This is a genomic window from Flavobacterium sp. B330r, from assembly GCF_056824325.1.
On record NZ_CP124860.1, the window covers coordinates 334,157 to 358,257 of the forward strand.

Consider the following 24,101-nt stretch of genomic DNA (forward strand, 5'->3'; position numbering starts at 1 on the left):
TATGAAAACAGCATATATAGTAAAAGCATATAGAACAGCAGTTGGAAAAGCTCCAAAAGGTGTTTTTAGATTTAAAAGACCTGATGAATTAGCTGCAGAAACGATCCAGTTTATGATGGACGAACTGCCTAATTTCGATAAAAAACGTATCGATGATGTTATGGTAGGAAATGCCATGCCGGAAGCGGAACAAGGTCTTAACGTTGGACGTTTGATCTCTTTGATGGGATTAAAAGTTGAAGATGTTCCTGGAGTTACAGTAAATCGTTACTGCGCATCTGGATTAGAAACTATCGGAATGGCAACTGCAAAAATCCAATCAGGAATGGCAGATTGTATCATTGCTGGTGGTGCAGAAAGTATGAGTTATATTCCGATGGGAGGTTACAAACCAACTCCGGATTATAAAGTTGCCGCTGCAGGTCACGAAGATTACTACTGGGGAATGGGTTTAACTGCTGAAGCGGTGGCTAACCAATATAAAATTTCAAGAGAAGATCAGGATGAGTTTGCTTATAACTCTCATATGAAAGCATTAAAAGCACAAGCAGAAGGAAAATTCGACAAACAAATCGTTCCAATTACTGTTGAGCAGACTTTCATCAATGAAAATGGAAAAAAAGAAACCAAATCATACGTTGTAAATAAAGACGAAGGTCCAAGAGCTGGAACTTCTAAAGAAACTTTAGCAGGTTTAAGACCCGTTTTTGCTGCTGACGGAAGTGTAACTGCAGGTAACTCTTCTCAAATGAGCGACGGTGCTGCTTTCGTTTTAATTATGAGCGAAGAAATGGTTAAAGAATTAAACCTTGAGCCAATTGCACGTTTGGTAAACTTTGCTTCTTCTGGTGTTGAGCCAAGAATTATGGGTATCGGACCTGTAAAAGCAATTCCGAAAGCTTTGAAACAAGCTGGTCTAACATTAAACGATATTGAGTTAATTGAATTAAACGAGGCTTTTGCTTCACAAGCTTTAGCAGTTACTAGAGAATTAAATATAAACCCAGATATCGTAAACGTAAACGGTGGAGCAATCGCTTTAGGTCACCCTCTGGGATGTACGGGAGCTAAACTTTCTGTTCAGTTATTTGATGAGATGAAACGCAGAGGTAATAAATACGGAATCGTTTCTATGTGTGTGGGAACTGGACAAGGTTCTGCGGGGGTTTACGAAGTTCTTTAAAAAAGAGAATAGAATATAGAATAAAGAGAATAGATGTTTTTCTTTGAGAATATAGAGAGTGACTTTTTTGGAGTTATAAAATGTTTCAAAAAACAAAATAAACATAGTACTAATCTTACTTTTTTATTTTAATTTCTTAAATTGACTCAAAAAAACATGAGACACAATTATAAGAACTTAAAGATTTGGAAGATTGGAATTTCAATTGCTAATGAAATTTCAGATGTATTAATAGAATTTCCAAAACACGAACGATACGATTTGAGTTCTCAAATAAGCAGATGTTCGGTTTCGATGCCTAGTAATATTGCTGAAGGATCTTCCAGAACTGATAAGTCTTTTAGTCACTTTTTAGACATTTCTCTTGGTTCTTCATTTGAACTAGTTACACAATTATTGATTGCTAAACATAGAAAATATATAAACGAGATACAATTTAACCAATTAGAAATTAAAATAGAAGAATTCCAAAGGATGACAATGGGTTTTCAAAACGGACTAAAGTAAAAGTCTATTTTCTGTACTCTATATTCTATTTTCTTTCATAAAAAACAAAAACAAAATGGCAGATACAATCGAAAAAAACGTGACTCGTGGTGGTCAGTTTTTAGTTAAAGAAACAAAATGCGAGGACATCTTCACACCAGAAGATTTCTCGGAAGAGCAGTTAATGATGCGTGACTCTGTAAAAGAGTTCGTTGACAAAGAATTATGGGCGCATAAAGATCGTTTTGAGAAAAAAGATTACGCTTATACAGAATCTTCTATGCGTAAAGCTGGTGAACTAGGACTTCTTGGAGTTGCGGTTCCTGAAGAATACGGCGGATTAGGAATGGGATTTGTTTCTACAATGTTGGTTTGTGACTACATTTCTGGAGCAACAGGTTCTTTCTCAACTGCTTTTGGTGCTCACACAGGAATTGGAACTATGCCAATTACACTTTACGGTACTGAAGAACAAAAGAAAAAATACGTTCCAAAATTAGCTACTGGAGAATGGTTTGGAGCTTATTGCTTAACTGAACCAGGCGCAGGATCTGATGCTAACTCAGGAAAAACTAAAGCAGTTTTATCTGAAGACGGAACTCATTATTTAATTACAGGACAAAAAATGTGGATTTCGAATGCAGGTTTCTGTAGCGTTTTCATCGTTTTTGCTCGTATTGGAGATGATAAAAATATTACAGGTTTCATTGTAGAAAACGATCCTTCAAACGGAATTTCTATGAATGAAGAAGAGCATAAATTAGGAATCCGTGCTTCTTCTACTCGTCAGGTTTTCTTCAACGAAACAAAAGTTCCTGTTGAAAACATGTTGTCTGAAAGAGGAAACGGTTTCAAAATTGCAATGAACGCTTTAAATGTTGGTCGTATTAAATTGGCAGCCGCTTGTTTAGATGCGCAAAGAAGAGTTACTTCTGGAGCTGTAAAATATGCTAACGAAAGAATCCAGTTCAATACTTCTATTTCATCTTTTGGAGCTATCCGTTCTAAATTAGCTGAAATGGCAACGAATGCTTATGCTGGAGAAAGTGCTTCTTACCGTGCTGCAAAAGACATTGAAGACAGAATCGCTGCTCGTGAAGCAGAAGGAACTTCTCACCAAGAAGCAGAATTGAAAGGTGTTGAAGAATATGCTATCGAGTGTTCTATCTTGAAAGTAGCCGTTTCTGAAGACGTTCAATCTTGTTCTGATGAAGGTATCCAAATTTTTGGTGGAATGGGATTCTCTGAAGATACTCCAATGGAAAGTGCCTGGAGAGATGCTCGTATCGCTCGTATCTACGAAGGAACAAACGAAATCAACAGAATGCTTTCTGTAGGTATGTTGATCAAAAAAGCAATGAAAGGTCACGTTGATTTACTTGGACCAGCAATGAAAGTTCAAGAAGAATTAATGGGAATTCCATCTTTTGACACGCCAGATTTCTCTGAATTATTCGCAGAAGAAAAAGTAATCATAGCTAACTTGAAAAAAGTTTTCTTAATGGTTGCTGGTAGCGCTGTTCAAAAATATGGTCCTGAATTAGATGCTCACCAACAATTGTTAATGGCGGCTTCTGATATCTTAATCGAAATCTACATGGCTGAAAGTACAATTTTGAGAACTGAAAAATTAGCAAAAGCTCAAGGAGAAGATAAAGTTCAAGAGCAAATCGCTATGGCAAAATTATATTTATACAAAGCTGTAGATATCGTAAACTTAAGAGGAAAAGAAGGAATTGCTTCTTTCGCTGAAGGTGATGAGCAACGTATGATGTTAATGGGACTTAAACGTTTCACTAAATACACTAACCTGCCAAACGTTGTGGCATTGAGAGAAAAAATTGCAGCAAAATTAGTAGCAGAAGATACTTACTGCTTCTAATATCAAGATAGTTTTTAGCTTTTAATTTGTTTAAGCCCGCGCAAGTCCGAAACTGCGCGGGCTTATTTTTTTGTTATTTCCAGTGAAAGACATCACTTACAAGACGCAATATTTTTGCAGAAATTTGCAAAATATTCGTTAAAATTGACTTTCTAGAGCATTCTTGATGTTAAATATTAAATGTATTACAGTATATTTAACATTCTAAAAACTATAAAAAACAAAATAATGAAACAAATTAACCTAATTGCATCATTTTTATTGTGCTTTTGTATTACTACTACTTTCGCACAGAAAAACAAAAAAATGGACATCATTGCCTACTATACTGGCGATTCTCAACTTATTGACCAATATGAGGTTGGAAAATTAAACCAGATTATCTTTAGTTTTTGCCATCTAAAAGATGGGAAATTAAGTGTCGATTCGGCTAAAGACTCTATCACTATCAAACATTTGGTTTCGCTTAAAGCAAAAAATCCGCAACTTAAAATTATCTTATCTCTTGGTGGCTGGGGAGGCTGTGAGCCATGCTCGGAAGCATTTTCAACTGCTGAAGGACGCTTAAAATTTGCAAAATCTGTAAAAGAAGTAAGCGATTATTTTAAAGTTGATGGTTTAGATTTAGATTGGGAATATCCATCAATTGAAGGGCTTCCTGGACATTTATACCAAGCCGCTGATAAACCTAATTTTACAAAACTTCTTAAAATTTTACGTTCAACATTAGGAAAAAAATACGAATTGAGTTTTGCTGCGGGAGGTTTTCAAAAATGTCTAGATGAATCTATAGACTGGAAAGCTGTTGCTCCTTATGTAAACCGCATTAATATTATGAGCTACGATTTAGTTAACGGATATTCAAAAGTTACAGGTCATCACACACCATTATACAGCACAAATCCGAAAGAAGAATCTACAGATAGAGCTGTTGAGTTTTTACTAAAAGCAGGCGTTCCTGCTGAAAAATTAGTAATTGGAGGTGCATTCTATACTAGACAATGGAAGAACGTAGAAAACATCAATAACGGATTGTATCAAGCTGGAGAACACTTTCAAGGTGTTGATTTTAAAAACTACGCTACAACATACACAGAGGCTAATGGCTGGAAATATTTTTATGATGAAAAAGCTCAAGCACCATATTGGTACAATGCATCAACTAAAACTTTTGCTACATCAGATGATTTAAAGTCTATTAAAGCTAAAGCAGAATATGTAAAAGCTAAAAAGTTAGGTGGAATTATGTTTTGGGAACTTACTCTAGATAGTTTCCGTGACGGAATGGTAAATGAGATTTACAAAGTCAAAAACCAATAAATAAGCTTAAAAAAACAACCTGAAGAACTTTTTTTCAGGTTGTTTTTTTTTGTAGTATTTTTGATAGGACTTTAAAAACCAAAACATTATGACATTTTACAATAAAACGCGTTATGTTTTTTTCCATCTAAAGAATACTGCACAAAAACGGACTATAAAAGTCTTTACCTTCCTTTGTCTCCTACATAATTTCACTGTCCATTCACAATCCAATTTGACTAAAAATTCTATTACCTTAAACAAAGGTAAAATAGAAAATTTACTGCAATTGGATCAAAGCAACAGCAACGATTTATTTAAAGAAAATCAGACACATAGAGAGCGCGCCTTACTATTTGATGCTATTGCAAAAAATGTACAAAGTGCTGACCTTATTCTAAAAACTGGAATTGATTACAAAGGTTTTACCTCAGAATTAGATTATGTCATTAAATTAAAAAAGACTGCAATTGACGGCATAATCAAAAATAAAAATGATTTTCAAACCCTGAGAAACATTACGGTTACCTCTGTTATGCTAAAAGAATTGCAAACCAGAGTCGATCTTCAGCTTGAAAAAATCCAAAAAAATAATTTAGAACTGAGTCAGATACAAAGTACGATTGACTCTCTCACCATAAAAAAAGCGCTTTTTGTATTACCGAAAGATTCTTTAAGAAAATCATTGTATTATGAACGTTATTCTGAAATGAATTCTCAGGTCAAAAAACTAAATATAAGATTTAAAAACGCATTAGATAGTATTAGCAAATTACAGATTCTTGCAAGTAAATTTAAATATGATTTACAAAATGATATAATTGAAACTGATAATATTAGAAAAAATGAATTTGAAAATCTCTTCCATTCTGACGGACAAGTTTTTAAAACCAGCTCTAACAAAATGTCTTTTTATAATTCCTTTTTTTATTCCCTTTTTAAAGAATTTGTAATATTAGCCTTTTTCATATCAAACCATTTTAATACTCTCACTTTAATGGTATTGCTTGCAATTGCATTGATTACTTATCTTTTGTTTCTCAAAAACAAATATAAACATGAAGGTATTTACAATCAGATCGAATTTTCTAAACGTATTTTTAAACATCCCATAGCCTGCGCCATATTAATTTCTTTTACGCTCTTTAATTTTTTCTTTGTTTATCCGCCTTTTGCTTTTACTGCTTTGATTTGGCTTATTTCGATCATCGCCCTCAATATAGTCAACAAAGAATATTTCAGCGCCAAGGATAAATTTATATGGAGAATCTTTGTTTTACTATTCCTGCTTACTTTATACGACAACAATATCTTAATCCATTCCGTAAAAGAAGTTTTTCTTATTCTGACTTTAGCCATAGTGTCGACAGCGTTTAGCATTTACAATTTAAAAAAGAATAGTCAATTTCTAAATCCCCTTTTTAAATACAGTTTATATGCGCTGATTGTATTCGAAACTGCTTCAGTGCTATTTATTTTAATTGGCCAAAACTATAACTTAGGAAAATTGCTGATGGTAAACGGCATAATAACCGTTTTAATGTACTATTTGTTTTCAAATGCTTACCGTTTACTAATTGACATTATTAATTATTCAAATTTTATAAGAGAAAGAAACGAAGAAAGTCAGCTTGCTATAAACAAACTTGAGCACATTAATTTTAGCAAAACTCAAAATGTATTATTCCTGATAAGCTGGATTATAACGGTAGGAAAAAATTCTTATTTCTTTCATACCCTACTCGATCCTGTAATTGATTTTTTCTACGAGCGCAGAACTATTGGAGATATTAATTATTCTTACGACAGCATTGTAATTTTCTTTTTTATCATTTTGATTTCGGTAGTTATAGCAAAGATTGTCGCTTTTCTCACAAGCAATTCAATTAGCACGTCTGATACAAGCAAAAAAAACAAATTGGGAAGCTGGTTAATATTAATTCAGATTGCCATTTTCAGCATTGGAATTAGCCTTGCTTTTATCTCTTCTGGAATTCCTGTTGACCGTTTAACAATCATCATTAGTGCATTAGGTGTTGGAATTGGGTTTGGTCTTCAAACCTTAGTAAACAATTTGGTAAGTGGTCTTATTATTGCTTTTGAAAAACCTGTCAATATTGATGACACTATAGATATTGGCGGTCAAACGGTGAAAATGAAATCGATAGGCATTCGCAGCAGCGTTGTCGCCACTTTTGACGGAGCTGATGTTATTATACCAAATGGCGATTTATTAAGCCAGCATTTAACGAACTGGACACTATCAAACAATAAAAAACGAACTGATATTTCTATTGGTGTCGCTTATGGCTCTAATCTGGAAGAAGTAAAAACTTTATTAGAGGAAACGCTTAAAAATCATTCTTTAGTTTTACAAAATCCCGCTCCAATTATTTGGTTCAAAGACTTTAATTCCAGTTCGATTGATGTTATAATTAAATTTTGGGTAAATCATATCGGTATGGCAAATGAAGTAAAAAGTGATTTAATAATTTCGATTGATAAAGCTTTTAGAGAAAACAATATCGAAATCCCATTTCCTCAGCAAGACATTTACATCAAACAAATTAACTCTAAAGATTCAGAAGACAAATAAGATCTTTAGCAAACAAAAAAAATCGGCAGTTATGCATTTCTAACTGCCGATTTTTTTTTAAATAAAGTTAGTTTTTTACTGAACCTTATTCTTATCTAATTCTCCAATAAACGGAATTGCTTCTAAAATTTCGCTTCTTATTATGGTTTGAAGATATACTTCAAGCTGAATAAACTTTGCTGCATTAATAGAACCAATTGCTTTTTTTGCTTGATTATAAGTTTTAGAATAAAGTTTCTCATAATCAATATGGTTTTTCAAAGTTGCTTTAGCCAATTGATCCGCTTTTTCGTCGGTTAAAGTTTCGTAATTGGCTGCATAATCGTTTATTAGCTGAAACTTAGTCTGCCCTAGAGCTTTTCGCGACGTTTCATAATTATCGTAAACTTTAGTAAAAGCTGTTGCCTGCGCATCAGATAAATTCATGTACTGCTTTACCAGCTCAGCTTTAGATTTTCCATAAACACTTTGTACTACTTCTAAATCTTCTTTGTAAGAAGACTGCGCATAAGATGAAAACGAGGCTGCCGCCATGATAAGAATAAGTCCTAATTTTTTCATAGTTTTAATTTTAAATTTGTTTTTAAAAATTTATGCATACTCAAATATACTGATTTTAAACACATTAAACGATCAACAGGTTTTAAAAAAATGAATATTGATAAACCGCTGACAAAGCATAATAATTTAGTCCGTTGTTGGTATAGGCTCCAATATGATATTGAAATCTAACGGACTGCCCTTTTGCAATTGGAGTAGAAAAAGTTCCCCCCACTCGCCAATTATCAATCTGACTCTCATCTGAAACTCCATCAGCAATAGTTCGACCTCCAAAAAACCAAGTCGTATTAAAACCAACCCACATTTGGTTTTTAAAATAATAGCTTGCATGCGCCTGAAGACTACAGGTTGGTTTTTGCTCTAATTTTTTTCCTAGATAATCATTATTATTCGTATAAAACCACACCCCGCCATAGGCCTCGGCATAAACGTGAGCAAACCGTTTCGACACCCCTATTTCGGGCTTAAAAGCCCAGCGGTTTGTTCCAATGTTTACTTGTTTATCGCCATAATACCTTCCTGTTGGAATTGAAGTAACCAAACTGACTCCAAGAATTGTTTTTTGCTCAAAACTTCTAAATTCAGATTTATCAAGTGCAGGAGAACCTAGCAAATTAATTCCAAAACGCACTTTCATATCTGCAAAACCAGTTCTTGAGCCAGTAACCAGCTGATCACTAATTACAGCAGATCCGTCCATAAAAGTAAAAGGCAGTCCTACCTGTATACGAGCCAGTTTATCTGCCAACCCAAAAGTTTTGATATAATTTACAGCCATGTTGTGGCTTTGAAGTGTAAAATCTTTTATGGGTAAAGAAGGATCTGTAAGTACATTTCCATTCATGAAAACATACCCTGCCGCAATTACGTTTAGACCTTTAGGAACATTAGCATAAGCTCTGGGTTCCAAATCCTGACCCAACATAGGAAATACACCAAAAAAGAAAAACAAAACCGAAAACTGCCACTTTAATAAACATAAAAAGATTCTTACCATATATTCAGACGAATTTGTGACAAGTTTAGTATTGAATTACATCATTGTTTCTCTGCTGTTTTAGGAGCATATATAACTCCATCGTAACTAATTGGACCTCTATTATTGCTGCTTACAAAAAGTGTTGTGTCTCCGTTATAAAAGATAGAAAACGTTAAATCGTATACATCACTAGCACCTCTTACAGTTACTTTTAGAATAGTATTATTTTTTTTATTTTCGACTTTAATATTCTCGGGCTTCCCTTCAAATTTTATTCCGCCATCGCCATTATAGCCAACGTTATAACCACGTCCGAAGAAAGGAAGATCACAAGTTGCACTATCGGCCTTAAACTTTAAAAAATACGTATTATAGTCCAATTGAAGTAATCGACCACCTTGAGGCGTTGCTTTTTGAGCCTCAAAAACAAAGTTTTGAGAATCGATAAGTGCTTTAATTTCGTTTTGTTTCTTTAATTCTCTTTCTTGCTTGAGTTCTTTTTTTGTCTTTTCTTGTGCAGAAACTGAAAAATTAAAAGCAATCAGAAACAGGAAGACATATAATTTAGTTTTCATAAAACTATTTTTTAGTAAAACGCATCATCGCAATATCTCCGGAAATGAAATTCAAAGTTTTACCATCATCTGTAATATCATATGATGTAATTTTCTGCAGCGTACTCATATACACCTGCTCGCCCTGACTACCATTCAAACACATCATCTTAGTTACCGCCATTGGCTGTGTAAAATCTATTTTGTTTCCTGTCGCGCTAAGTTTTCCCGTATAAGAATTACACCCATTATTTCCCGAAACACGACTCTCTTTGATACTAAAGACAATAGTTGGCTTTTTATTTGGATATAAAACATCAAAAGTTTGGGAATCTGCAACATAATTTAATTCCCAAGTTCCATCAAGCTTAGAAACTGCATCCGTTTTTGCGCATTTGCAAGAAATTAAAAACGAACTAATAAAAACGAGAGTAAAAATCTTTTTCATCATAACATTAAGGATTAAATGTGAGCGAATTAGATAAATGGTTTTCAGAAATTATTCGTTAAAAACCTACACGAATTTAAACAATATTTTTGGGTTTTAACTCAATCAACATCAAATTATAACGTATAGTTTGACTTTTTTTTAACTTTTAGAGTCAATCAATTCCGTTATTTTATGTTAAATTTACTTAATCTTTAATTAAAAATGCCCGTAGATATGAAAAAACTAATTGTTTCTTTCGCTATAATTACTGCCTTAATCATTGGCTGTAAAACAAATAACAAATCAAATGATGCTAAAACTCTAACTGTTGCATTAGAGCCAAAAAGCAACAGTAAAGTTGCCGGAACTGCTACTTTTGTTGAAAAAAATGGTAAAGTAACTTTTACAGCAAAAATAACAGGATTAGAACCTGGAGTGCACGCCATCCATATTCATGAAAAAGCAGATTGTAGTTCTGCTGACGGAAGTTCTGCTGGAGGACACTGGAATCCGACTTTCAAAAAACATGGAAAATGGGGAGTTGGGGAATATCATAAAGGTGATATCGGAAACTTTACCGCAGATGCAAAAGGTAACGGATCTATCACTTTAACTACTGACGAATGGTGTATTGGATGTGGAGACAGTAATAAAGATGTTCTAGGCAAAGGCTTAATCGTACACGCAGGAACAGATGATTTTACCACTCAGCCAACTGGAAATGCAGGAGGAAGAGTTGCTTGTGCAGGAATCATTAAATAAGAAAAATTTGAATAACCGCTATTTTTAACAAAATCTAGCGGTTATTTAATTTTAAAATGAATCCTAAAACAAGAAAAAGACATAGCTTTGCATCAGCAAAATTAAGTCCATGATTAACCCATCAGCACCAGGCTGGATCGATAAGTTTTTTAGTGAACAGAAGTTTTCAGAAGCAATTCCTTTTGAAACTGTAGATTCGTTTTACTATAAAGTGAGAGAAACGGGGTTTATTTACGGACATATTATTACCATAGATTCACAAGTCCCAATTCCGATAAAGGGCTGGTTTAAAACCGAAATTTCAAAAGTTGCCTTACTTAACACACTCTATCATGTCTTTTGTTTAGAGAAAAGAAATTCGGAACCTATACATTTTATTTCTGAAGTTTTAAAGTTTTACAAGCAAATGAATCCAGAGGGATTTAATTTGTTTAAAATTTTATTGCCAAAAGATACTCCTTCTCTATCTCTGGAAAACATTATTGACCAAAGAGTTCAAACGAATGATAGCATCATCAGTAAAAACTTCTCACATTTGGTGACAAATGCTTTATTGTTTATTGATGTTCTGGCCTTTAGACAATATTTAGAGCATGGAGAAATTCCTGAAAAATATTTAAAAAGAATTGAAGAAACGGTTCTTGGAATTGTTGGTTTGGCTTTAAAAACCAAAACAGTAAAATCACAGCATGACGATCTTTTAATTAAACTTTTTGAAGCTTCTATACGTTATTCAAAGTTTTCGAAAGTTACAGTTGAGACTTTGGAGACTTTAAATCTAGAATACTTTAAAAATAGACTTGAACAGTACTATTTAATCGATATGGCCGGAATGGCTTTGTGGAGTGATGGAGTTGTAGAAAATGAAGAATCGTATTTCCTATATTCTTTAGGTTCAACAATGGGAGTTCCTGATGATTTTGTAACGCAAAGCATGGATACAACCAATACTTTTATTACAACTCACAAAAAGAAAATTCCGTACTTTAATTATTCAAATCCTGTTAAACATTTTTATGACCAAATGACGCACAGTGTAGTCAAACTAATCATACGAAACAAAAACAGATTGATTAAGGAGATTGTACAGAGTAAGGAATTGATGGTACTACTCGCCTATTCTACAACAAGAGATTTGGATGCGAAGGAAAAGAAAAAGGTAAAAAAACAGCTTTTGGACATTTGTAAAACCATTCCGTCGCTAACCATCTTTTTACTTCCTGGCGGAAGTTTACTTCTTCCAATTCTAATCAAATTTATCCCAACAATGCTTCCGTCTGCATTTAATGAAAATTTAGACGAAAACGAATAAAAAAAATCGCCCCTTTTGAGGGCGATTTCTATTTGTATCTATTAAAGATCTAATTGGTAAACTTCGTCTAGCTCATCATTTGAAGCAATATTTACATCTAAGTCAGTTACAAAACCAGAATTTAGTCCGTAAACCCATCCATGAAGCATTAAATCTTGGCCATTTTTCCAAGCATTCTGTACAATAGATGTTTTCGCTAAGTTGTAAACTTGTTCTTTAGTATTGATTTCAACAAAAGCATTAAAACGCTCTGTTTCATCTTCAATAGAGTTTAAGTATTTATCATGTAAACGATATTCATCTTTAATATGACGAAGCCAGTTATCAATAATTCCAACAGACTGATGTCCCATTGCCGCTTTTACACCTCCGCATCCGTAATGTCCACATACAATAACATGTTTTACTTTCAAAACGTTTACAGCATAATCCAGAACACTTAGCATGTTCATATCAGAGTGCACAACCATATTGGCAATGTTTCGGTGAACGAAAACCTCACCTGGTTTTGCACCAACAATTTCGTTTGCAGGAACACGGCTGTCAGAGCATCCAATCCATAATAAAGGTGGTGATTGTCCTTTTGCCAAATCAGCAAAATAATTAGGATCTTTTGCTAAAGAAGTTTCAACCCACTTTTTATTGTTCTCTAATAACTGCTCATAAAATTTTCTCATTTTTTTATTTTTTTGTGTGGTAATTTCTAAGTTATAATAGTCTCAAAAAATGAACTTAAATGTAAAGTTACCTAAAATTTGACATTTCATCTTCCTTAAAAACACCAATTTTTAATTATTCTCCTCTAACAACTTCTTTTTTAACCAGTTCTCTTTTTGCCACATCATAATAATGCTCAATCGTAACATGGTTACTATTTTCTGGCGTATTTTCTAATTCGTATGCTTCTTTAAATCCTTTAAGCTTCACTTTGATGTTTTCATCGATAGCTCTAGTTTCTTTAAATTCACGAATTAAATCCAAAACATCATGCGCAATATACTCCGTATCATGTGCATTGATAATTACTTTCGAATTTTCTGGAATTTCAGCCAATGTTTGTTTGATTGCCGCTTTATTTAAAAACGAAACTTCCTGCGCTAAATCAATATGAATGATATCCCCATCTTCATATTCTTCTTTCTTGAAAACGTAAGCTCTTTTCAGGTTTCCTCTAAGAACAAAAATGATACTGATAACAATTCCCAACGCAACACCTTTTAGCAAATCTGTCGCAACAACAAAGACCAAAGTTGCAATGAAAGGTACAAACTGGTATTTCCCCTTTTCCCAGAAATGCATAAAGGTTGCTGGTTTTGCTAATTTATATCCCACCAAAATCAAAACAGTAGCCAATGTTGCCAATGGAATTTTGTTTAAAATTGCTGGTATAGATAATACACTTATTAATAAAAGCACACCATGAATGATGGCAGACATTTTAGATTTTGCTCCTGCATTGTTATTTGCAGAAGATCTTACTACTACAGAAGTCATTGGCAAACCTCCTAAAAGAGCACTTACCATATTACCAACACCTTGAGCTCTAAGCTCTACATTGGTATTGGTGTAACGTTTTTGCACATCCATTCTATCTGAAGCTTCAATACACAAAAGCGTTTCAATAGAAGCGACAATGGCAATCGTAATAGCAACCACCCAAACCTGCGGATTTGTAATAGCAGTGAAGTCTGGGGTAATTATAATTGATTTAAAGTCTTCAAAAGATTTTGGAACTGGCAAAGAAACCAAATGTTCTTTTGCAATTGCCAAAGTGCTTCCTGTAGATACAAATATTTCGTTTAAAACTACTCCTGCTATAACAGCAACCAAAGCTCCAGGAACTAGTTTTATTCTTTTTAAGAAAGGAACTTTATCCCAAGCTAATAAAATTACCAATGAAACTGCTGAAATTACTACAGCTCCTAAATGAATATGATTTAAGACATCGAATAAAAATGAAAAAGAATTACTTCCATCATTTTGAATGAAAGCCTGATCTCCTTCAAAATCTGCATCATAACCAAAAGCGTGTGGTATTTGTTTTAATATGATAATAATTCCGATACCCGCTAACATTCCCTCGATTACGTTTGTCGGAAAATAGTTCGATATACTTCCAGCCTTTAAAAATCCTAATGCTAATTGAATTAATCCAGCAATAAAAACAGACATTAAAAATACATTGAAAGCTCCTAAATCGGTAATTGCGGTTAAAATGATAGCCGTTAACCCAGCAGCTGGACCTGATACGCTAATATGTGACTGGCTCAAATATCCTACAACGATACCACCCACAACACCAGCAATGATTCCAGAAAATAATGGTGCTCCAGAAGCCATTGCAATACCTAAACACAACGGAAGAGCCACCAAGAAAACCACTAAACCTGAAGCAAAATCAGATTTAAGGTTGGCAAAAAGATTGATTTTTTTTGTCATAATATAATACTAAAAAAATTATTCATTAAAGATTTACCCCATCTCGATAGAAATGCGGCTAAAGTTCGAAATAATCGGAAGTATTATGCTACGTTAGGTGGTGGAGCAAAGATGCTCGGAGAGATGTTGTCTAGTTTGACAATGTTTTCAGAAATAATCGTTTTTTTCTCGATGTAAACCGGAATCAAAACTTCATGCTCAAGAATAGTAGGATGAACTACATTTTTAAGTTCTTTGTGCACTTCTTCTTCAGCAATACTAAAAGATATAGCCGTATTATTTCCTTTCTTAATCGCCTGAACAATTGTCGGGGTCGATAAGAAGGCAATAAATATGAATAATAATATGCGAGCTATATATTTCATCAAAGCAAAAATAGCGTTAAACAAATAAAATCAAAGAGATTTTTATAGAAATTTAACATAAACAAAAAAGCAGAATGCAATTTTCATTCCATTCTGCTTTTAATTATTTAAAAAACAATTATTTACAAAGTTTCTTCTAACCAAGCGTTCATCATCCAAATTGTTTTTTCCTGCTCAGCAATGAAGTCACTCATCATAGAATTGGTTCCTTCATCATTAATTTCGTCAGATTTGTTCAAGATTTCTCTCTCGATTTTTAATAAATCTGATAAAGAATGAACAATTAACTGAACCGCTTTTTCATCATTAGAAATATTCTTTCCAACTGTCAATTTATTATTTTTAATATAATCTTCAAAAGTATGCAGAGGCGTTCCTCCAATTGTCAAAACTCTTTCTGCAATCATATCTATTTTCAATTGTGCATCGGTATACAATTCTTCGAATTTTACATGTAAATCAAAGAAACGCTTTCCGCGAATGTTCCAGTGAATTCCTCTCAAATTTTGATAGTACACTTGAAAGTTTGACAATAGCACATTCAATTCCTTTACTAATAATTCTGATTCTTTTACTGGTAATCCTAAAATATTCGTCTTCATAATCTATTTTTTTACACTAATTTACTACAAATTTAGAGTAACTTTACCAAAATAAACATAAATAAAAATTATATTTTCTTATTTTTGCATCACAAATTACTATCAACATGACTATAACTCAATTGCAATATGTGTTAGCGGTGGCTGAGCATAAAAATTTCACTCTTGCTGCTGAAAAATGCTTCGTTACACAGCCAACTTTAAGTATGCAAATACAAAAAATCGAAGAAGAACTTAATATTTTAATTTTTGATAGAAGTAAAAAACCAATTCAGCTTACTGATATAGGACAGAAAATTGTAAATCAAGCTAAAAATATCGTAAACGAGGCTGATCGCATAAAAGATATTGTAGAACAACAGAAAGGTTTTATTGGCGGAGAATTTCGTTTAGGTATTATTCCAACGATTATGCCTACGCTTCTGCCAATGTTTTTGAATAACTTCATTAAAAAATATCCGAAAGTAAAACTCTTAATCGAAGAGTTGAATACAGAAGAAATTATTCTAAAGCTAAAAAATGGACATTTGGATGCTGCAATTGCCGCAACTCCGTTAGAAGACGAAAAAATCAAAGAAATTGTTTTGTATTTTGAGCCATTCGTCGCCTATATACCAGAACACCACGCAAGTTTCCAGAAAGAAGAAATTGAAGTTGCCGACTTAAATCTGAATGAAATTCTTTTATTGCAAGACGGACATTGCTTTAGAGATGGTATTTTAAATTTATGCAAAAATGTCTCAGACGCCGACCAAAACAATTTCCAGATTCAAAGCGGTAGTTTTGAAACCTTAATTAAATTGGCAGACGAAGGCCTTGGCACAACGTTACTTCCGTACTTGCACACATTAGACTTAAAAGAATCCGACAAACTGAAGCTCCGTAATTTTAAAGAGCCAAAACCTGCTCGAGAGGTAAGTTTGATCTACCCAAAGAGCGAATTAAAAATGCAAATCATTGACGCATTACGATCTACAATTGCTGGCGTTGTAAAAGGCGCAATAGTTTTTCAGAATGTTCAAATCATTAGTCCATTACAAAAGAAAGCGTAATAAAAAAGGAGCCAATTTGGCTCCTTTCTTTTATACTTTAATTAGTTGTAGACTTTGTTTTAATTCTGGTTTTCCAACAACGAAATTAAGTAACCACTCTTGCAATTGTTCCATTTCGTAAGGTAACAGTGTTTTGATAGCTTTTTCTAACTCTTTGCAGAAAAGTATCGGATCGAAACTAACTCTTTCAAGTATTGATTTCGTGTAATCAAACATCATTTTTGACATAATAAAATAAGATTTTCGGGGGTTATCTATTTTTTTAAACTCGAGCCAAATTTAAACAAATAACTAACATAATTTCTACTTTTAACTTATTTTTTTAAAAACTTTAGCAACGAATACGTTTTCTTAAAACATATAAATCAATGTAGAATTATTCTAAATAACTCATTTAAACGTTTTTAAAGGCTCTAAACATTTCTCTTTTCCCTGGAGGCCCTGCCAATTTTTCTACAGTAAATCCAACTTCAATCATGCTTCTTTTAACAACTCCTCTGGCTGCGTAAGTTACAAGAACGCCGTTTGGCTTTAAACTGTTGTACATTTTCTGAAAAATTTCAGTACTCCAAAGTTCTGGTTGCACTCGATAACCAAAGGCGTCAAAATAAATCAAATCAAAAATTTCAAAATCGTTTATTTCGTGAAAAAATTGTTTTCTTTTGGTTAACGAGAACTGATCGCAAATTTCTATTTTTTCGTTCCATTCCGATTTATGCATTTTTTCAAAAATGTTATAAAATTCCGATGCTTCTAATTCTTCCGCATAATTCATTTCCAAAATCTCATCTGCATCTACCGGATAAGCTTCAACCCCAACATAATCGATAGCCTGCTTCTTTCTAACAGATTCTAAAAAAGTTATAAAAGCATTCAAACCCGTCCCAAAACCTATTTCCAATATACTTATCGGATTTTCAAATAACGAAAGACCGTTTTTAATAAAAACGTGCTTCGCTTCCTGAATTGCACCATGTTTAGAATGATAGCACTCATCCCACTCTGGTAAACGAATTGTAGTTGAGCCATCTAGCGTTTTAATTATTTCTCTTTTCACTTTTTTTAGAATTTTATACTAGCTTTTTATTGGTTTTCAAGCCATTTTAATAATCAAATTTAATCAAAACTAATGCGTAAAGCCTTAAAAAACCATACTTTTTTCATAAAATCTTTATAAAAAGCAATTAAATATTTGAGTTTATTATAGGATAAATAAATCTCAGTCAAAACCAGCAAATAATGAATTTTCGCCAAGTATTTTACAGATTTTTACGTAATTTTGCATTCAATAAATTCTATTTTACATGATATCATCACTTTAGATTTCTGACAGTGAAGAATATCTCACAAAAAACTTACATAACTATGAGTACAACTCAAACAAGCAAAATTGAAATCATTAAAGCTACTTCTACAAAAATAAACGAAGTAGATTTTGACAACTTAAGTTTTGGTGCTGTATTTACAGACCATTTATTCGAATGCGATTTTAAAGACGGACAATGGCAAAATCCTGTCATTAAGCCTTATGCGCCAATTTTAATGGATCCATCTTCAAAAGTCTTCCATTATGGACAAGCAATTTTCGAAGGAATGAAAGCTTATAAAGATGACAATAATGATGTTTGGTTGTTTAGACCAGATGAAAACTTTAACCGTTTTAATAAATCTGCTGTAAGAATGGCAATGCCAGAAGTTCCTGAAGCTATTTTTATGGATGGTTTAAATGAATTATTGAAATTAGACAAAGACTGGATTCAAAGAGGAAACGGAGCTAGTATGTACATTCGTCCGTTTATGATTGCTACAGGTCCTGGAGTTATCGCAAATCCTTCTGACGAATATAAATTTATGATTTTACTTTCTCCTGCAAAAGCATATTATGGAGGTGAAGTAAAAGTAATCATTGCTGAGCATTTCAGTAGAGCTGCAAATGGTGGTATTGGTGCTGCGAAAGCTGCCGGAAACTATGCTGCTCAATTTTATCCAACTAACTTGGCAAACAAAGACGGTTTCCAACAAGTGATCTGGACTGATGATGCAACGCACACAAAATTAGAAGAAGCGGGAACAATGAACGTTTTCTTCAGAATCAACGATACTTTATTAACAGCTCCAACAAGCGAAAGAATTTTAGATGGTGTTACCAGAAAAAGTTTGATTGCAATGGCTGAAAAAGAAGGTCTAAAAGTTGACGTTCGTCCAGTAATTGTTTCAGAATTGGTTGAAGCGGCTAAAAACGGATCTCTAAAAGAAATCTTCGGAGCGGGAACTGCTGCAGTTATTAGCGTTATCAAAGGATTCTCTTATAAAGATGAGTACTATGAAATGGCTCCAATTGAGAATTCTTATGCCTCTTTCTTAAAAGAAAAATTAACAAGTCTTCAAAACAAACTTTCTGAAGATACTTTTGGATGGACAGTTAAAGTTCAATAATCCAAAACCATATAAAAAAGAAACCCGATAAATTTAGTTTTATCGGGTTTTGTTTTTTCTTACAAAATATTTTTCCTTTGTAATATGAGAAATTTAAAATACAGCTTTGAATATTTTTGCTCTCCAATTTGGATTGAAGAAGATAACTCAAATTCAATATATGAAAACATTGAAGTAGGTAATTTATCAATTAACAATCATTTAGAAACTGAAATAATTGAACTAGATAATATTTATCAATCAAAGTATAATGATAATTATCCTCCAGATTCTCATCCATTTGATTTAGCAGAAGAGATTATTTTTATAAATAGAGTGATTTTATCTGCAAAAATCTTACATGAATTACTTAAATATAAATTCAATGTAAGATTTGAAAATGATTATTGGAATAATCGATTAAAGTTTTTACTAAATGAACTTGAAAAATTATCTAATAACAGCATTCGGTAAATTTAAATTCTTACCATTTACAACAATTTCGAAAAATCAGGTTTAAAATAATTAGGACCTTTCATCACTTTTCCGTCTTCGCGATAAATGGGCTTTCCATCTTCACCCAATTTACTCATATTACTGCGTTGGATTTCATCAAAAACGGCCTCAATTTTATCTTGAAGTCCGTGCTCGATAATTGTTCCGCACAAAATATACATCATATCTCCAAGTGCATCTGCAATCTCAACCAAATCATTATTTTGAACCGCCTCGTAATACTCTTCATTCTCTTCCTTCATTAAATTATAACGGAGTAGTTTTTTCTCTGCTCCTACATCGGCAATTGGAGTTGCGCTGTGGCCAATTTTAAAAGCAGTGTGAAATTCAGTTACGGCGTCAAGTTGTTTTTTCATATAGTCGTTTTCTTTTTTTTTGCTAATTTAAGTCACTTTCTTATAAATCTGAAATTTATTGAAGGAAATGAAAAGGCAATTTAGCAGCAAATCGTTTACAAATCTTTAAATTTGCCAAAAATTTTTATAACTATGTTTAGTCAAGGTCAAATACAATTTGGAATATGTTTTTTTATCGTTTTTGTAATCATTATGATATTTGCTTATCGAAAAGATTTAAAATTACACAAAGTCTTTTATAAAGGAAATTACAAAGTACTCCTTGCCTTTCTTCTTTTCATTGTCCTTTTGTTCGTAATTAAAATCTTTTTGAAAAGATAAATTATTCTGGTCGCAATAAAATAAAACCTAATCATTATGGGTTATTAGTAAGACTCATGATAAATTTATAACTTTACCAAAACCAAACAGCCTACCATGAAAATTCTAAAGTATTTATTTCTTTTTGCACTTTTAAGCTTTGTTGCTCTTACTGTTTTTGTTGCTACTCAGAAAGGGGATTTTTCTGTAGAAAGAAGTAAAGTCATCAATTCTCCGCGTACAACGGTTTACAACTACCTAAATGACTTTAGAAATTACGAAGATTTTGAATCATGGTCGGTTGAAGATCCTTCTATAAAAATGACATACGCTAATAAAACTAGCGGAAATGGTGCGACATTTTATTGGGATGGTGCTGATGGAAAAGGAAATTCTATTATTCTTAAAACAAAAGATGGCGAAAGCATTGATCAAAAAATGCAATTTGACGGTACTGAAGCTGATGTAAACTGGACTTTGAAAGATACTTTGAACGGAAAAACAAAAGTTACCTGGAAAGGAAAAGGAACAATGAGCTTTCTGTTTAAAATTTATACCGCATTACATGGAGGTTCAGACAGAGTTATAGGAACTATCTACGAAAAAAGTTTGGCTAATATTGACAAAAATTTAGATTATGAAACCAAAACTTACGCCGTTACAGTAGACGGAGTGGTTAAGAAAACAGAAACACCTTATATAAAACAGACTTTTACTAGTGAGATTGCCAAAGTAAGCAAAAATGCTAGGATTGTAATTCCGAAGCTTATTCACTTTAGTGAAACAAATGGCTTAGCAGCAAGCGGAAAACCATTCATTATTTATCACACGTACGACACTAAAACAGGTTTGGCAAAGATTTCAATCTGTCTCCCTATTAATAAAGAAATTTCAACTAGTTCAGGAAGTGATATTTTAGCGGGAAAATTAAATGGTTTTGATGCTGTAAAAACAACTCTTAACGGAGATTACTCTCATAGAAATGAAGCAATAGCTAAAACAACCGCTTACATTAACAACCAAAAAATCATTCCAGATTTGAGCTGGTCTCATCTTGAGATCTTAACGTTGAGCAAATTGGACGTAAAAGCTTCTTCAAAATTGGTGACTGAAATTTATTTCCCAATAAAACCAAAAGTAGTTCCTGTTACCGCTGAACCGACTTATAGCCCAGAAAGCACTAGTGAAACTACAAGCGAGCCACATACAGAACAACCACGCGCAGAGCCAGTAAAGCGTAAACCAGCGGCTCCTGCCCCTGCCCCAACACAAACACCGGCACAAGAAGAAGATTCAGAATTTTAAATAATTTTAAAGGCGCATTAAACCTTTTAAATTAAATTCTGTCTAACTTCTATTAAAGAAAGTTTACAAAACAAAAAGTTTGATAGACGAGAAAGAATTTATAAAAGAATTATTAAGTCCCAAAACGCAAAATACTGCGTTTCAAAAACTCTTGTCCGATTACCAGAGACCTTTGTATTCTCATATTCGAAACATTGTTTTGAATCATGATGATGCCGACGATGTTTTACAGAACACTTTTGTAAAAGTCTTTCAAAATCTTAAAAACTTTAAAGGAGAAAGTAAACTTTTTTCCTGGATGTATCGCATTGCTACCAATGAAGCTTTGACTTTTTTATCGCAAAAAGCAAAATTAAGCGGAATTTCATCTGAAGATCTGCAGAATAAAACGATCGATAATTTAAAAGCAGATCTTTATTTTGATGGAGATGAAATTCAAATCAAACTTCAAAAAGCAATTGTAACACTTCCAGAAAAACAGCAATTAGTTTTCAAAATGAAATATTTTGAGGAATTGAAGTATGAAGAAATCGCAGAAATCTTAGGAACATCTGTTGGAGCTTTAAAAGCTTCTTATCATCACGCAGTAAAAAAAATTGAATTATATGTTACATCAAATTAAACCTTTTGTAACAAAAACTATCTTATAAGTATCATGAAAACATTTAAATTAGAAAACGAACCCAAAATAAAATCTGGTTTTAAAACTCCAGACAATTATTTTGATCATTTTTCAGAGAAGGTTTTACAGCAATTAGACGAAAAAGAAGTTAAAGTAATTCCTTTTTACAAACACAACAAAACAATCTCTCTAGCGGCCGCTGCAGTAATTGGTTTTGCATTATTAATACCGATCGTAAATAATTATAAAGCCAGTTCAAACGAACTTGACGAAGCTACTTTAGAAACTTATTTATCTTATCACTCCAATATCAGCCAATACGATTTAATTCAAACCTTAGACGACAGTGATATAGAAAAATTAGGCAACGATGTCACTTTAGAAGACGAAACACTAGAAGACATTTTAGCTACAAGTCCGAACTTAGAACACTTAATTTCAGAACAAAATTAAATCAAACTTAACTCAACAACTTAGCTTAACAATGAAAATAAAAAACATTTTACCACTCCTGCTATTTCTGATAAGTTTTTCAATTTTTGCCCAAAGCGGAAAAATTGATGAAAAGCGAGAAAAAATTAAAGCTTTTAAAGTGTCATTTTTAACAACAGAATTGGAATTAACTTCAACTGAAGCAGAAAAATTCTGGCCTATTTATAATGCTTATGACGATAAGCAATATGAATTAAAGTATTTGAAAATGAAGACTTATCTGAGACAATTAAAAGATGATAATCTTAAAAATCTTTCAGATAAAGAAGCGGCAACGTTATTATCTCAAATCGAAAGTACTGATAAAGAAATATATCAGCTTCGTGAAAAATACATGAGCAGTCTGAAAAAAGTACTTCCTGCAAAGAAGATACTTTTACTTAAAAAATCAGAAGACGATTTTAATCGAAAACTATTGCAGCAATATCGAGATAAAGGCAATAAAGACTAGACTTAAAGAAACAACAGCGATAAGAACCCTATATAATAATACTTACTTTATTATTTAGGGTTCTTATTTTTTTATTTAAAATTCAATCGAACTACTTTATTATGTCCTGCTGCGATAGCAGTATTTCTATTCACAAAACGAATGGTGAAGAATTTGGTGTCTGTAGAAAGCTGCATCCAGTTTTCTCCTCCATTTTGAGAATATTGTATTCCTTCTGAACCTACACAAACAATTTCTCTTCCATTGCCTCCTGGAACATATTGAATACATGACGCATAACCAAATCCCATATTCTGACCAATTAATTGCCAAGTCTTCCCGCCATCTTTTGTAAAAGCCTTATTATTGGCTTTATTATTAGGAAGATCATAATCTCCTCCTGCAATAAAACCTTGTTTAGAATCGTAGAAATCGGCAGTAAAAATTCCTGTCATTTGTTTTCCTTGTACAATAGGAGTCTCTACAACTTTCCATGTTTTTGCTTTATCTGGAGAATAAAAAACACGTGCTTTTTTTCCGCCCGAAACCAACCATGTATCATTTCCTTTTATAACAATATTGGTATTACTGGCTGCAAAAGCAGCTTCTCCAGTGCTATTTGTTGGTAATTTATCAGACAATAATTTTGTCCAAGTTTCTCCGCCGTCGCGAGTAACTATAATAGAGAAAGTATCCTCCGTTGGGTCACCAATTGCAATTCCTTCCTTATCGTTCCAAAACTGCATGCTATCATAAAATACTTTCGGATTAATTTCTTTATAAACCAATTTAACTTTGCGGTCTTTTTTTGAAACGGAATAAAGAAGTGCTGGATTTGCCACACTCAACAAAAAAATATCTTTTGATGTTTGCGCTATACTTCTAAATTCTAATTTAAGCGTATCACGGTAAATATGTTCTTCAAATTTCTCGTTTTTATCCAAATCATAATAACCAAAACGAGAATTATCAGCCCCGTACCAAACTTTATTTTTATCAATAAGAATTGCTCTAATACTAATTCTGTCTTTAAACAATGTATCTATTGTCATTGATGTAAAGCCATTATTATAAACAATATCAGTTTTATAATTAAATGTCCTAAAAGACATCAGCAAAATAAAAATAACACAAAATAAAGCGAGTTTTTTCATAGGAAATTT

26 protein-coding genes are annotated in these 24,101 nt (G+C 32.8%); 14 read left to right on the forward strand and 12 right to left on the reverse strand.

The window, feature by feature from the left end:
• Nucleotide 1 precedes the first annotated feature (1 nt).
• From QLQ95_RS01490 to QLQ95_RS01510, 5 genes are all read left to right on the forward strand, one after another.
• The gene (locus QLQ95_RS01490) at nucleotides 2-1,183 is read left to right on the forward strand and encodes a thiolase family protein (protein ID WP_482502307.1); all 1,182 of its coding nucleotides are present in this window, start codon (nucleotides 2-4) and stop codon (nucleotides 1,181-1,183) included.
• 156 nt (nucleotides 1,184-1,339) lie between these two features.
• Nucleotides 1,340-1,690, forward strand: a complete 351-nt coding sequence (locus QLQ95_RS01495; protein ID WP_095928913.1) for a four helix bundle protein — start codon at nucleotides 1,340-1,342, stop codon at nucleotides 1,688-1,690.
• Nucleotides 1,691-1,745: 55 nt separating this feature from the next.
• Nucleotides 1,746-3,551 carry an acyl-CoA dehydrogenase family protein gene (locus QLQ95_RS01500; protein ID WP_320492169.1) on the forward strand — a complete coding sequence of 602 codons (1,806 nt, stop codon included), beginning with the start codon at nucleotides 1,746-1,748 and terminating at the stop codon, nucleotides 3,549-3,551.
• A gap of 228 nt (nucleotides 3,552-3,779) precedes the next feature.
• Nucleotides 3,780-4,871: a glycoside hydrolase family 18 protein gene (locus QLQ95_RS01505; protein ID WP_482502310.1), complete on the forward strand. Its 1,092-nt coding sequence runs from the start codon at nucleotides 3,780-3,782 to the stop codon at nucleotides 4,869-4,871.
• Nucleotides 4,872-5,085: 214 nt separating this feature from the next.
• Nucleotides 5,086-7,446 (forward strand): mechanosensitive ion channel family protein, encoded by a 2,361-nt coding sequence (locus tag QLQ95_RS01510; protein WP_482502312.1) that lies wholly within the window; start codon nucleotides 5,086-5,088, stop codon nucleotides 7,444-7,446.
• Between the two features lie 75 nt (nucleotides 7,447-7,521).
• Here the strand turns inward: QLQ95_RS01510 and QLQ95_RS01515 are convergent, their stop codons facing one another.
• The 4 genes from QLQ95_RS01515 to QLQ95_RS01530 all read right to left on the reverse strand — a co-directional run bounded on the left by QLQ95_RS01515 (nucleotide 7,522) and on the right by QLQ95_RS01530 (nucleotide 9,991).
• Nucleotides 7,522-8,007, reverse strand: coding sequence for a hypothetical protein (locus QLQ95_RS01515; RefSeq protein ID WP_482502314.1), 486 nt, complete (start codon nucleotides 8,005-8,007; stop codon nucleotides 7,522-7,524).
• Between the two features lie 82 nt (nucleotides 8,008-8,089).
• The gene (locus tag QLQ95_RS01520; protein WP_428238302.1) at nucleotides 8,090-9,004 is read right to left on the reverse strand and encodes a transporter; all 915 of its coding nucleotides are present in this window, start codon (nucleotides 9,002-9,004) and stop codon (nucleotides 8,090-8,092) included.
• A 41-nt stretch (nucleotides 9,005-9,045) separates the two neighbouring features.
• Nucleotides 9,046-9,561, reverse strand: a complete 516-nt coding sequence (locus QLQ95_RS01525) for a DUF4251 domain-containing protein (RefSeq protein WP_482502316.1) — start codon at nucleotides 9,559-9,561, stop codon at nucleotides 9,046-9,048.
• A 4-nt stretch (nucleotides 9,562-9,565) separates the two neighbouring features.
• A complete protein-coding gene (locus QLQ95_RS01530; protein ID WP_482502317.1) occupies nucleotides 9,566-9,991 on the reverse strand; it encodes an META domain-containing protein in 426 nt (141 codons plus the stop codon).
• 213 nt (nucleotides 9,992-10,204) lie between these two features.
• Between QLQ95_RS01530 and QLQ95_RS01535 the strand changes: the two genes are divergently transcribed.
• Nucleotides 10,205-10,732, forward strand: a complete 528-nt coding sequence (locus QLQ95_RS01535; RefSeq protein WP_095929096.1) for a superoxide dismutase family protein — start codon at nucleotides 10,205-10,207, stop codon at nucleotides 10,730-10,732.
• Nucleotides 10,733-10,841: 109 nt separating this feature from the next.
• Nucleotides 10,842-12,044: an LETM1-related biofilm-associated protein gene (locus QLQ95_RS01540; protein ID WP_095928920.1), complete on the forward strand. Its 1,203-nt coding sequence runs from the start codon at nucleotides 10,842-10,844 to the stop codon at nucleotides 12,042-12,044.
• A gap of 41 nt (nucleotides 12,045-12,085) precedes the next feature.
• On the opposite strand, the gene can is transcribed toward QLQ95_RS01540, so the two are convergent.
• From can to QLQ95_RS01560, 4 genes are all read right to left on the reverse strand, one after another.
• Nucleotides 12,086-12,721, reverse strand: a complete 636-nt coding sequence (gene can, locus QLQ95_RS01545) for a carbonate dehydratase (RefSeq protein ID WP_095928921.1) — start codon at nucleotides 12,719-12,721, stop codon at nucleotides 12,086-12,088.
• Between the two features lie 115 nt (nucleotides 12,722-12,836).
• Nucleotides 12,837-14,483, reverse strand: coding sequence for a SulP family inorganic anion transporter (locus QLQ95_RS01550; protein ID WP_095928922.1), 1,647 nt, complete (start codon nucleotides 14,481-14,483; stop codon nucleotides 12,837-12,839).
• An 83-nt stretch (nucleotides 14,484-14,566) separates the two neighbouring features.
• Nucleotides 14,567-14,848, reverse strand: coding sequence for a hypothetical protein (locus QLQ95_RS01555; RefSeq protein WP_253251777.1), 282 nt, complete (start codon nucleotides 14,846-14,848; stop codon nucleotides 14,567-14,569).
• A 122-nt stretch (nucleotides 14,849-14,970) separates the two neighbouring features.
• A complete protein-coding gene (locus QLQ95_RS01560; RefSeq protein ID WP_095928924.1) occupies nucleotides 14,971-15,450 on the reverse strand; it encodes a Dps family protein in 480 nt (159 codons plus the stop codon).
• Nucleotides 15,451-15,557: 107 nt separating this feature from the next.
• Here QLQ95_RS01560 and QLQ95_RS01565 point away from each other — a divergent pair, with 107 nt between their 5' ends.
• Nucleotides 15,558-16,502: a LysR substrate-binding domain-containing protein gene (locus tag QLQ95_RS01565; protein WP_095928925.1), complete on the forward strand. Its 945-nt coding sequence runs from the start codon at nucleotides 15,558-15,560 to the stop codon at nucleotides 16,500-16,502.
• A gap of 30 nt (nucleotides 16,503-16,532) precedes the next feature.
• Here QLQ95_RS01565 and QLQ95_RS01570 read toward each other — a convergent pair whose 3' ends face one another.
• Together QLQ95_RS01570 and mnmC2 are read right to left on the reverse strand one after the other, a co-directional pair.
• Nucleotides 16,533-16,730: a hypothetical protein gene (locus tag QLQ95_RS01570; RefSeq protein WP_095928926.1), complete on the reverse strand. Its 198-nt coding sequence runs from the start codon at nucleotides 16,728-16,730 to the stop codon at nucleotides 16,533-16,535.
• Nucleotides 16,731-16,896: 166 nt separating this feature from the next.
• Nucleotides 16,897-17,559 carry a tRNA (5-methylaminomethyl-2-thiouridine)(34)-methyltransferase MnmC2 gene (gene mnmC2, locus QLQ95_RS01575; protein WP_095928927.1) on the reverse strand — a complete coding sequence of 221 codons (663 nt, stop codon included), beginning with the start codon at nucleotides 17,557-17,559 and terminating at the stop codon, nucleotides 16,897-16,899.
• Nucleotides 17,560-17,867: 308 nt separating this feature from the next.
• On the opposite strand from mnmC2, the gene QLQ95_RS01580 reads away from it, so the two are divergent.
• Both QLQ95_RS01580 and QLQ95_RS01585 read left to right on the forward strand, forming a co-directional pair.
• The gene (locus QLQ95_RS01580) at nucleotides 17,868-18,938 is read left to right on the forward strand and encodes a branched-chain amino acid aminotransferase (RefSeq protein ID WP_482502321.1); all 1,071 of its coding nucleotides are present in this window, start codon (nucleotides 17,868-17,870) and stop codon (nucleotides 18,936-18,938) included.
• Between the two features lie 84 nt (nucleotides 18,939-19,022).
• Nucleotides 19,023-19,391: a hypothetical protein gene (locus tag QLQ95_RS01585; RefSeq protein ID WP_482502323.1), complete on the forward strand. Its 369-nt coding sequence runs from the start codon at nucleotides 19,023-19,025 to the stop codon at nucleotides 19,389-19,391.
• A gap of 17 nt (nucleotides 19,392-19,408) precedes the next feature.
• Here QLQ95_RS01585 and QLQ95_RS01590 read toward each other — a convergent pair whose 3' ends face one another.
• Nucleotides 19,409-19,789, reverse strand: coding sequence for a pyrophosphohydrolase domain-containing protein (locus tag QLQ95_RS01590; protein WP_057116704.1), 381 nt, complete (start codon nucleotides 19,787-19,789; stop codon nucleotides 19,409-19,411).
• Nucleotides 19,790-20,206: 417 nt separating this feature from the next.
• On the opposite strand from QLQ95_RS01590, the gene QLQ95_RS01595 reads away from it, so the two are divergent.
• The 4 genes from QLQ95_RS01595 to QLQ95_RS01610 all read left to right on the forward strand — a co-directional run bounded on the left by QLQ95_RS01595 (nucleotide 20,207) and on the right by QLQ95_RS01610 (nucleotide 22,959).
• Nucleotides 20,207-21,394 (forward strand): SRPBCC family protein, encoded by a 1,188-nt coding sequence (locus QLQ95_RS01595; RefSeq protein WP_428238306.1) that lies wholly within the window; start codon nucleotides 20,207-20,209, stop codon nucleotides 21,392-21,394.
• Nucleotides 21,395-21,473: 79 nt separating this feature from the next.
• Nucleotides 21,474-22,016 (forward strand): RNA polymerase sigma factor, encoded by a 543-nt coding sequence (locus QLQ95_RS01600; RefSeq protein WP_482502325.1) that lies wholly within the window; start codon nucleotides 21,474-21,476, stop codon nucleotides 22,014-22,016.
• Nucleotides 22,017-22,049: 33 nt separating this feature from the next.
• Entirely contained in the window at nucleotides 22,050-22,469 is a 420-nt protein-coding gene (locus QLQ95_RS01605) for a hypothetical protein (protein WP_095928932.1), read from the forward strand.
• 31 nt (nucleotides 22,470-22,500) lie between these two features.
• Nucleotides 22,501-22,959 carry a sensor of ECF-type sigma factor gene (locus QLQ95_RS01610; protein WP_095928933.1) on the forward strand — a complete coding sequence of 153 codons (459 nt, stop codon included), beginning with the start codon at nucleotides 22,501-22,503 and terminating at the stop codon, nucleotides 22,957-22,959.
• Nucleotides 22,960-23,030: 71 nt separating this feature from the next.
• Here QLQ95_RS01610 and QLQ95_RS01615 read toward each other — a convergent pair whose 3' ends face one another.
• Entirely contained in the window at nucleotides 23,031-24,092 is a 1,062-nt protein-coding gene (locus QLQ95_RS01615; RefSeq protein ID WP_095928934.1) for a beta propeller repeat protein, read from the reverse strand.
• Nucleotides 24,093-24,101: the final 9 nt, after the last annotated feature.

Coding starts and splice junctions, on each gene's coding strand:
- QLQ95_RS01540 (WP_095928920.1), top strand. CDS start 10,842: ATGATTAACCCATCAGCACCAGGCTGGATCGATAAGTTTTTTAGTGAA.
- QLQ95_RS01490 (WP_482502307.1), top strand. CDS start 2: ATGAAAACAGCATATATAGTAAAAGCATATAGAACAGCAGTTGGAAAA.
- QLQ95_RS01560 (WP_095928924.1), bottom strand. CDS start 15,450: ATGAAGACGAATATTTTAGGATTACCAGTAAAAGAATCAGAATTATTA.
- QLQ95_RS01580 (WP_482502321.1), top strand. CDS start 17,868: ATGAGTACAACTCAAACAAGCAAAATTGAAATCATTAAAGCTACTTCT.
- QLQ95_RS01565 (WP_095928925.1), top strand. CDS start 15,558: ATGACTATAACTCAATTGCAATATGTGTTAGCGGTGGCTGAGCATAAA.
- QLQ95_RS01520 (WP_428238302.1), bottom strand. CDS start 9,004: ATGGTAAGAATCTTTTTATGTTTATTAAAGTGGCAGTTTTCGGTTTTG.
- QLQ95_RS01500 (WP_320492169.1), top strand. CDS start 1,746: ATGGCAGATACAATCGAAAAAAACGTGACTCGTGGTGGTCAGTTTTTA.
- QLQ95_RS01505 (WP_482502310.1), top strand. CDS start 3,780: ATGAAACAAATTAACCTAATTGCATCATTTTTATTGTGCTTTTGTATT.
- QLQ95_RS01495 (WP_095928913.1), top strand. CDS start 1,340: ATGAGACACAATTATAAGAACTTAAAGATTTGGAAGATTGGAATTTCA.
- QLQ95_RS01610 (WP_095928933.1), top strand. CDS start 22,501: ATGAAAATAAAAAACATTTTACCACTCCTGCTATTTCTGATAAGTTTT.
- QLQ95_RS01525 (WP_482502316.1), bottom strand. CDS start 9,561: ATGAAAACTAAATTATATGTCTTCCTGTTTCTGATTGCTTTTAATTTT.
- can (WP_095928921.1), bottom strand. CDS start 12,721: ATGAGAAAATTTTATGAGCAGTTATTAGAGAACAATAAAAAGTGGGTT.
- QLQ95_RS01615 (WP_095928934.1), bottom strand. CDS start 24,092: ATGAAAAAACTCGCTTTATTTTGTGTTATTTTTATTTTGCTGATGTCT.
- QLQ95_RS01570 (WP_095928926.1), bottom strand. CDS start 16,730: ATGTCAAAAATGATGTTTGATTACACGAAATCAATACTTGAAAGAGTT.
- QLQ95_RS01555 (WP_253251777.1), bottom strand. CDS start 14,848: ATGAAATATATAGCTCGCATATTATTATTCATATTTATTGCCTTCTTA.
- QLQ95_RS01530 (WP_482502317.1), bottom strand. CDS start 9,991: ATGATGAAAAAGATTTTTACTCTCGTTTTTATTAGTTCGTTTTTAATT.
- QLQ95_RS01585 (WP_482502323.1), top strand. CDS start 19,023: ATGAGAAATTTAAAATACAGCTTTGAATATTTTTGCTCTCCAATTTGG.
- QLQ95_RS01535 (WP_095929096.1), top strand. CDS start 10,205: ATGAAAAAACTAATTGTTTCTTTCGCTATAATTACTGCCTTAATCATT.
- QLQ95_RS01550 (WP_095928922.1), bottom strand. CDS start 14,483: ATGACAAAAAAAATCAATCTTTTTGCCAACCTTAAATCTGATTTTGCT.
- QLQ95_RS01515 (WP_482502314.1), bottom strand. CDS start 8,007: ATGAAAAAATTAGGACTTATTCTTATCATGGCGGCAGCCTCGTTTTCA.
- QLQ95_RS01595 (WP_428238306.1), top strand. CDS start 20,207: ATGAAAATTCTAAAGTATTTATTTCTTTTTGCACTTTTAAGCTTTGTT.
- QLQ95_RS01590 (WP_057116704.1), bottom strand. CDS start 19,789: ATGAAAAAACAACTTGACGCCGTAACTGAATTTCACACTGCTTTTAAA.
- QLQ95_RS01605 (WP_095928932.1), top strand. CDS start 22,050: ATGAAAACATTTAAATTAGAAAACGAACCCAAAATAAAATCTGGTTTT.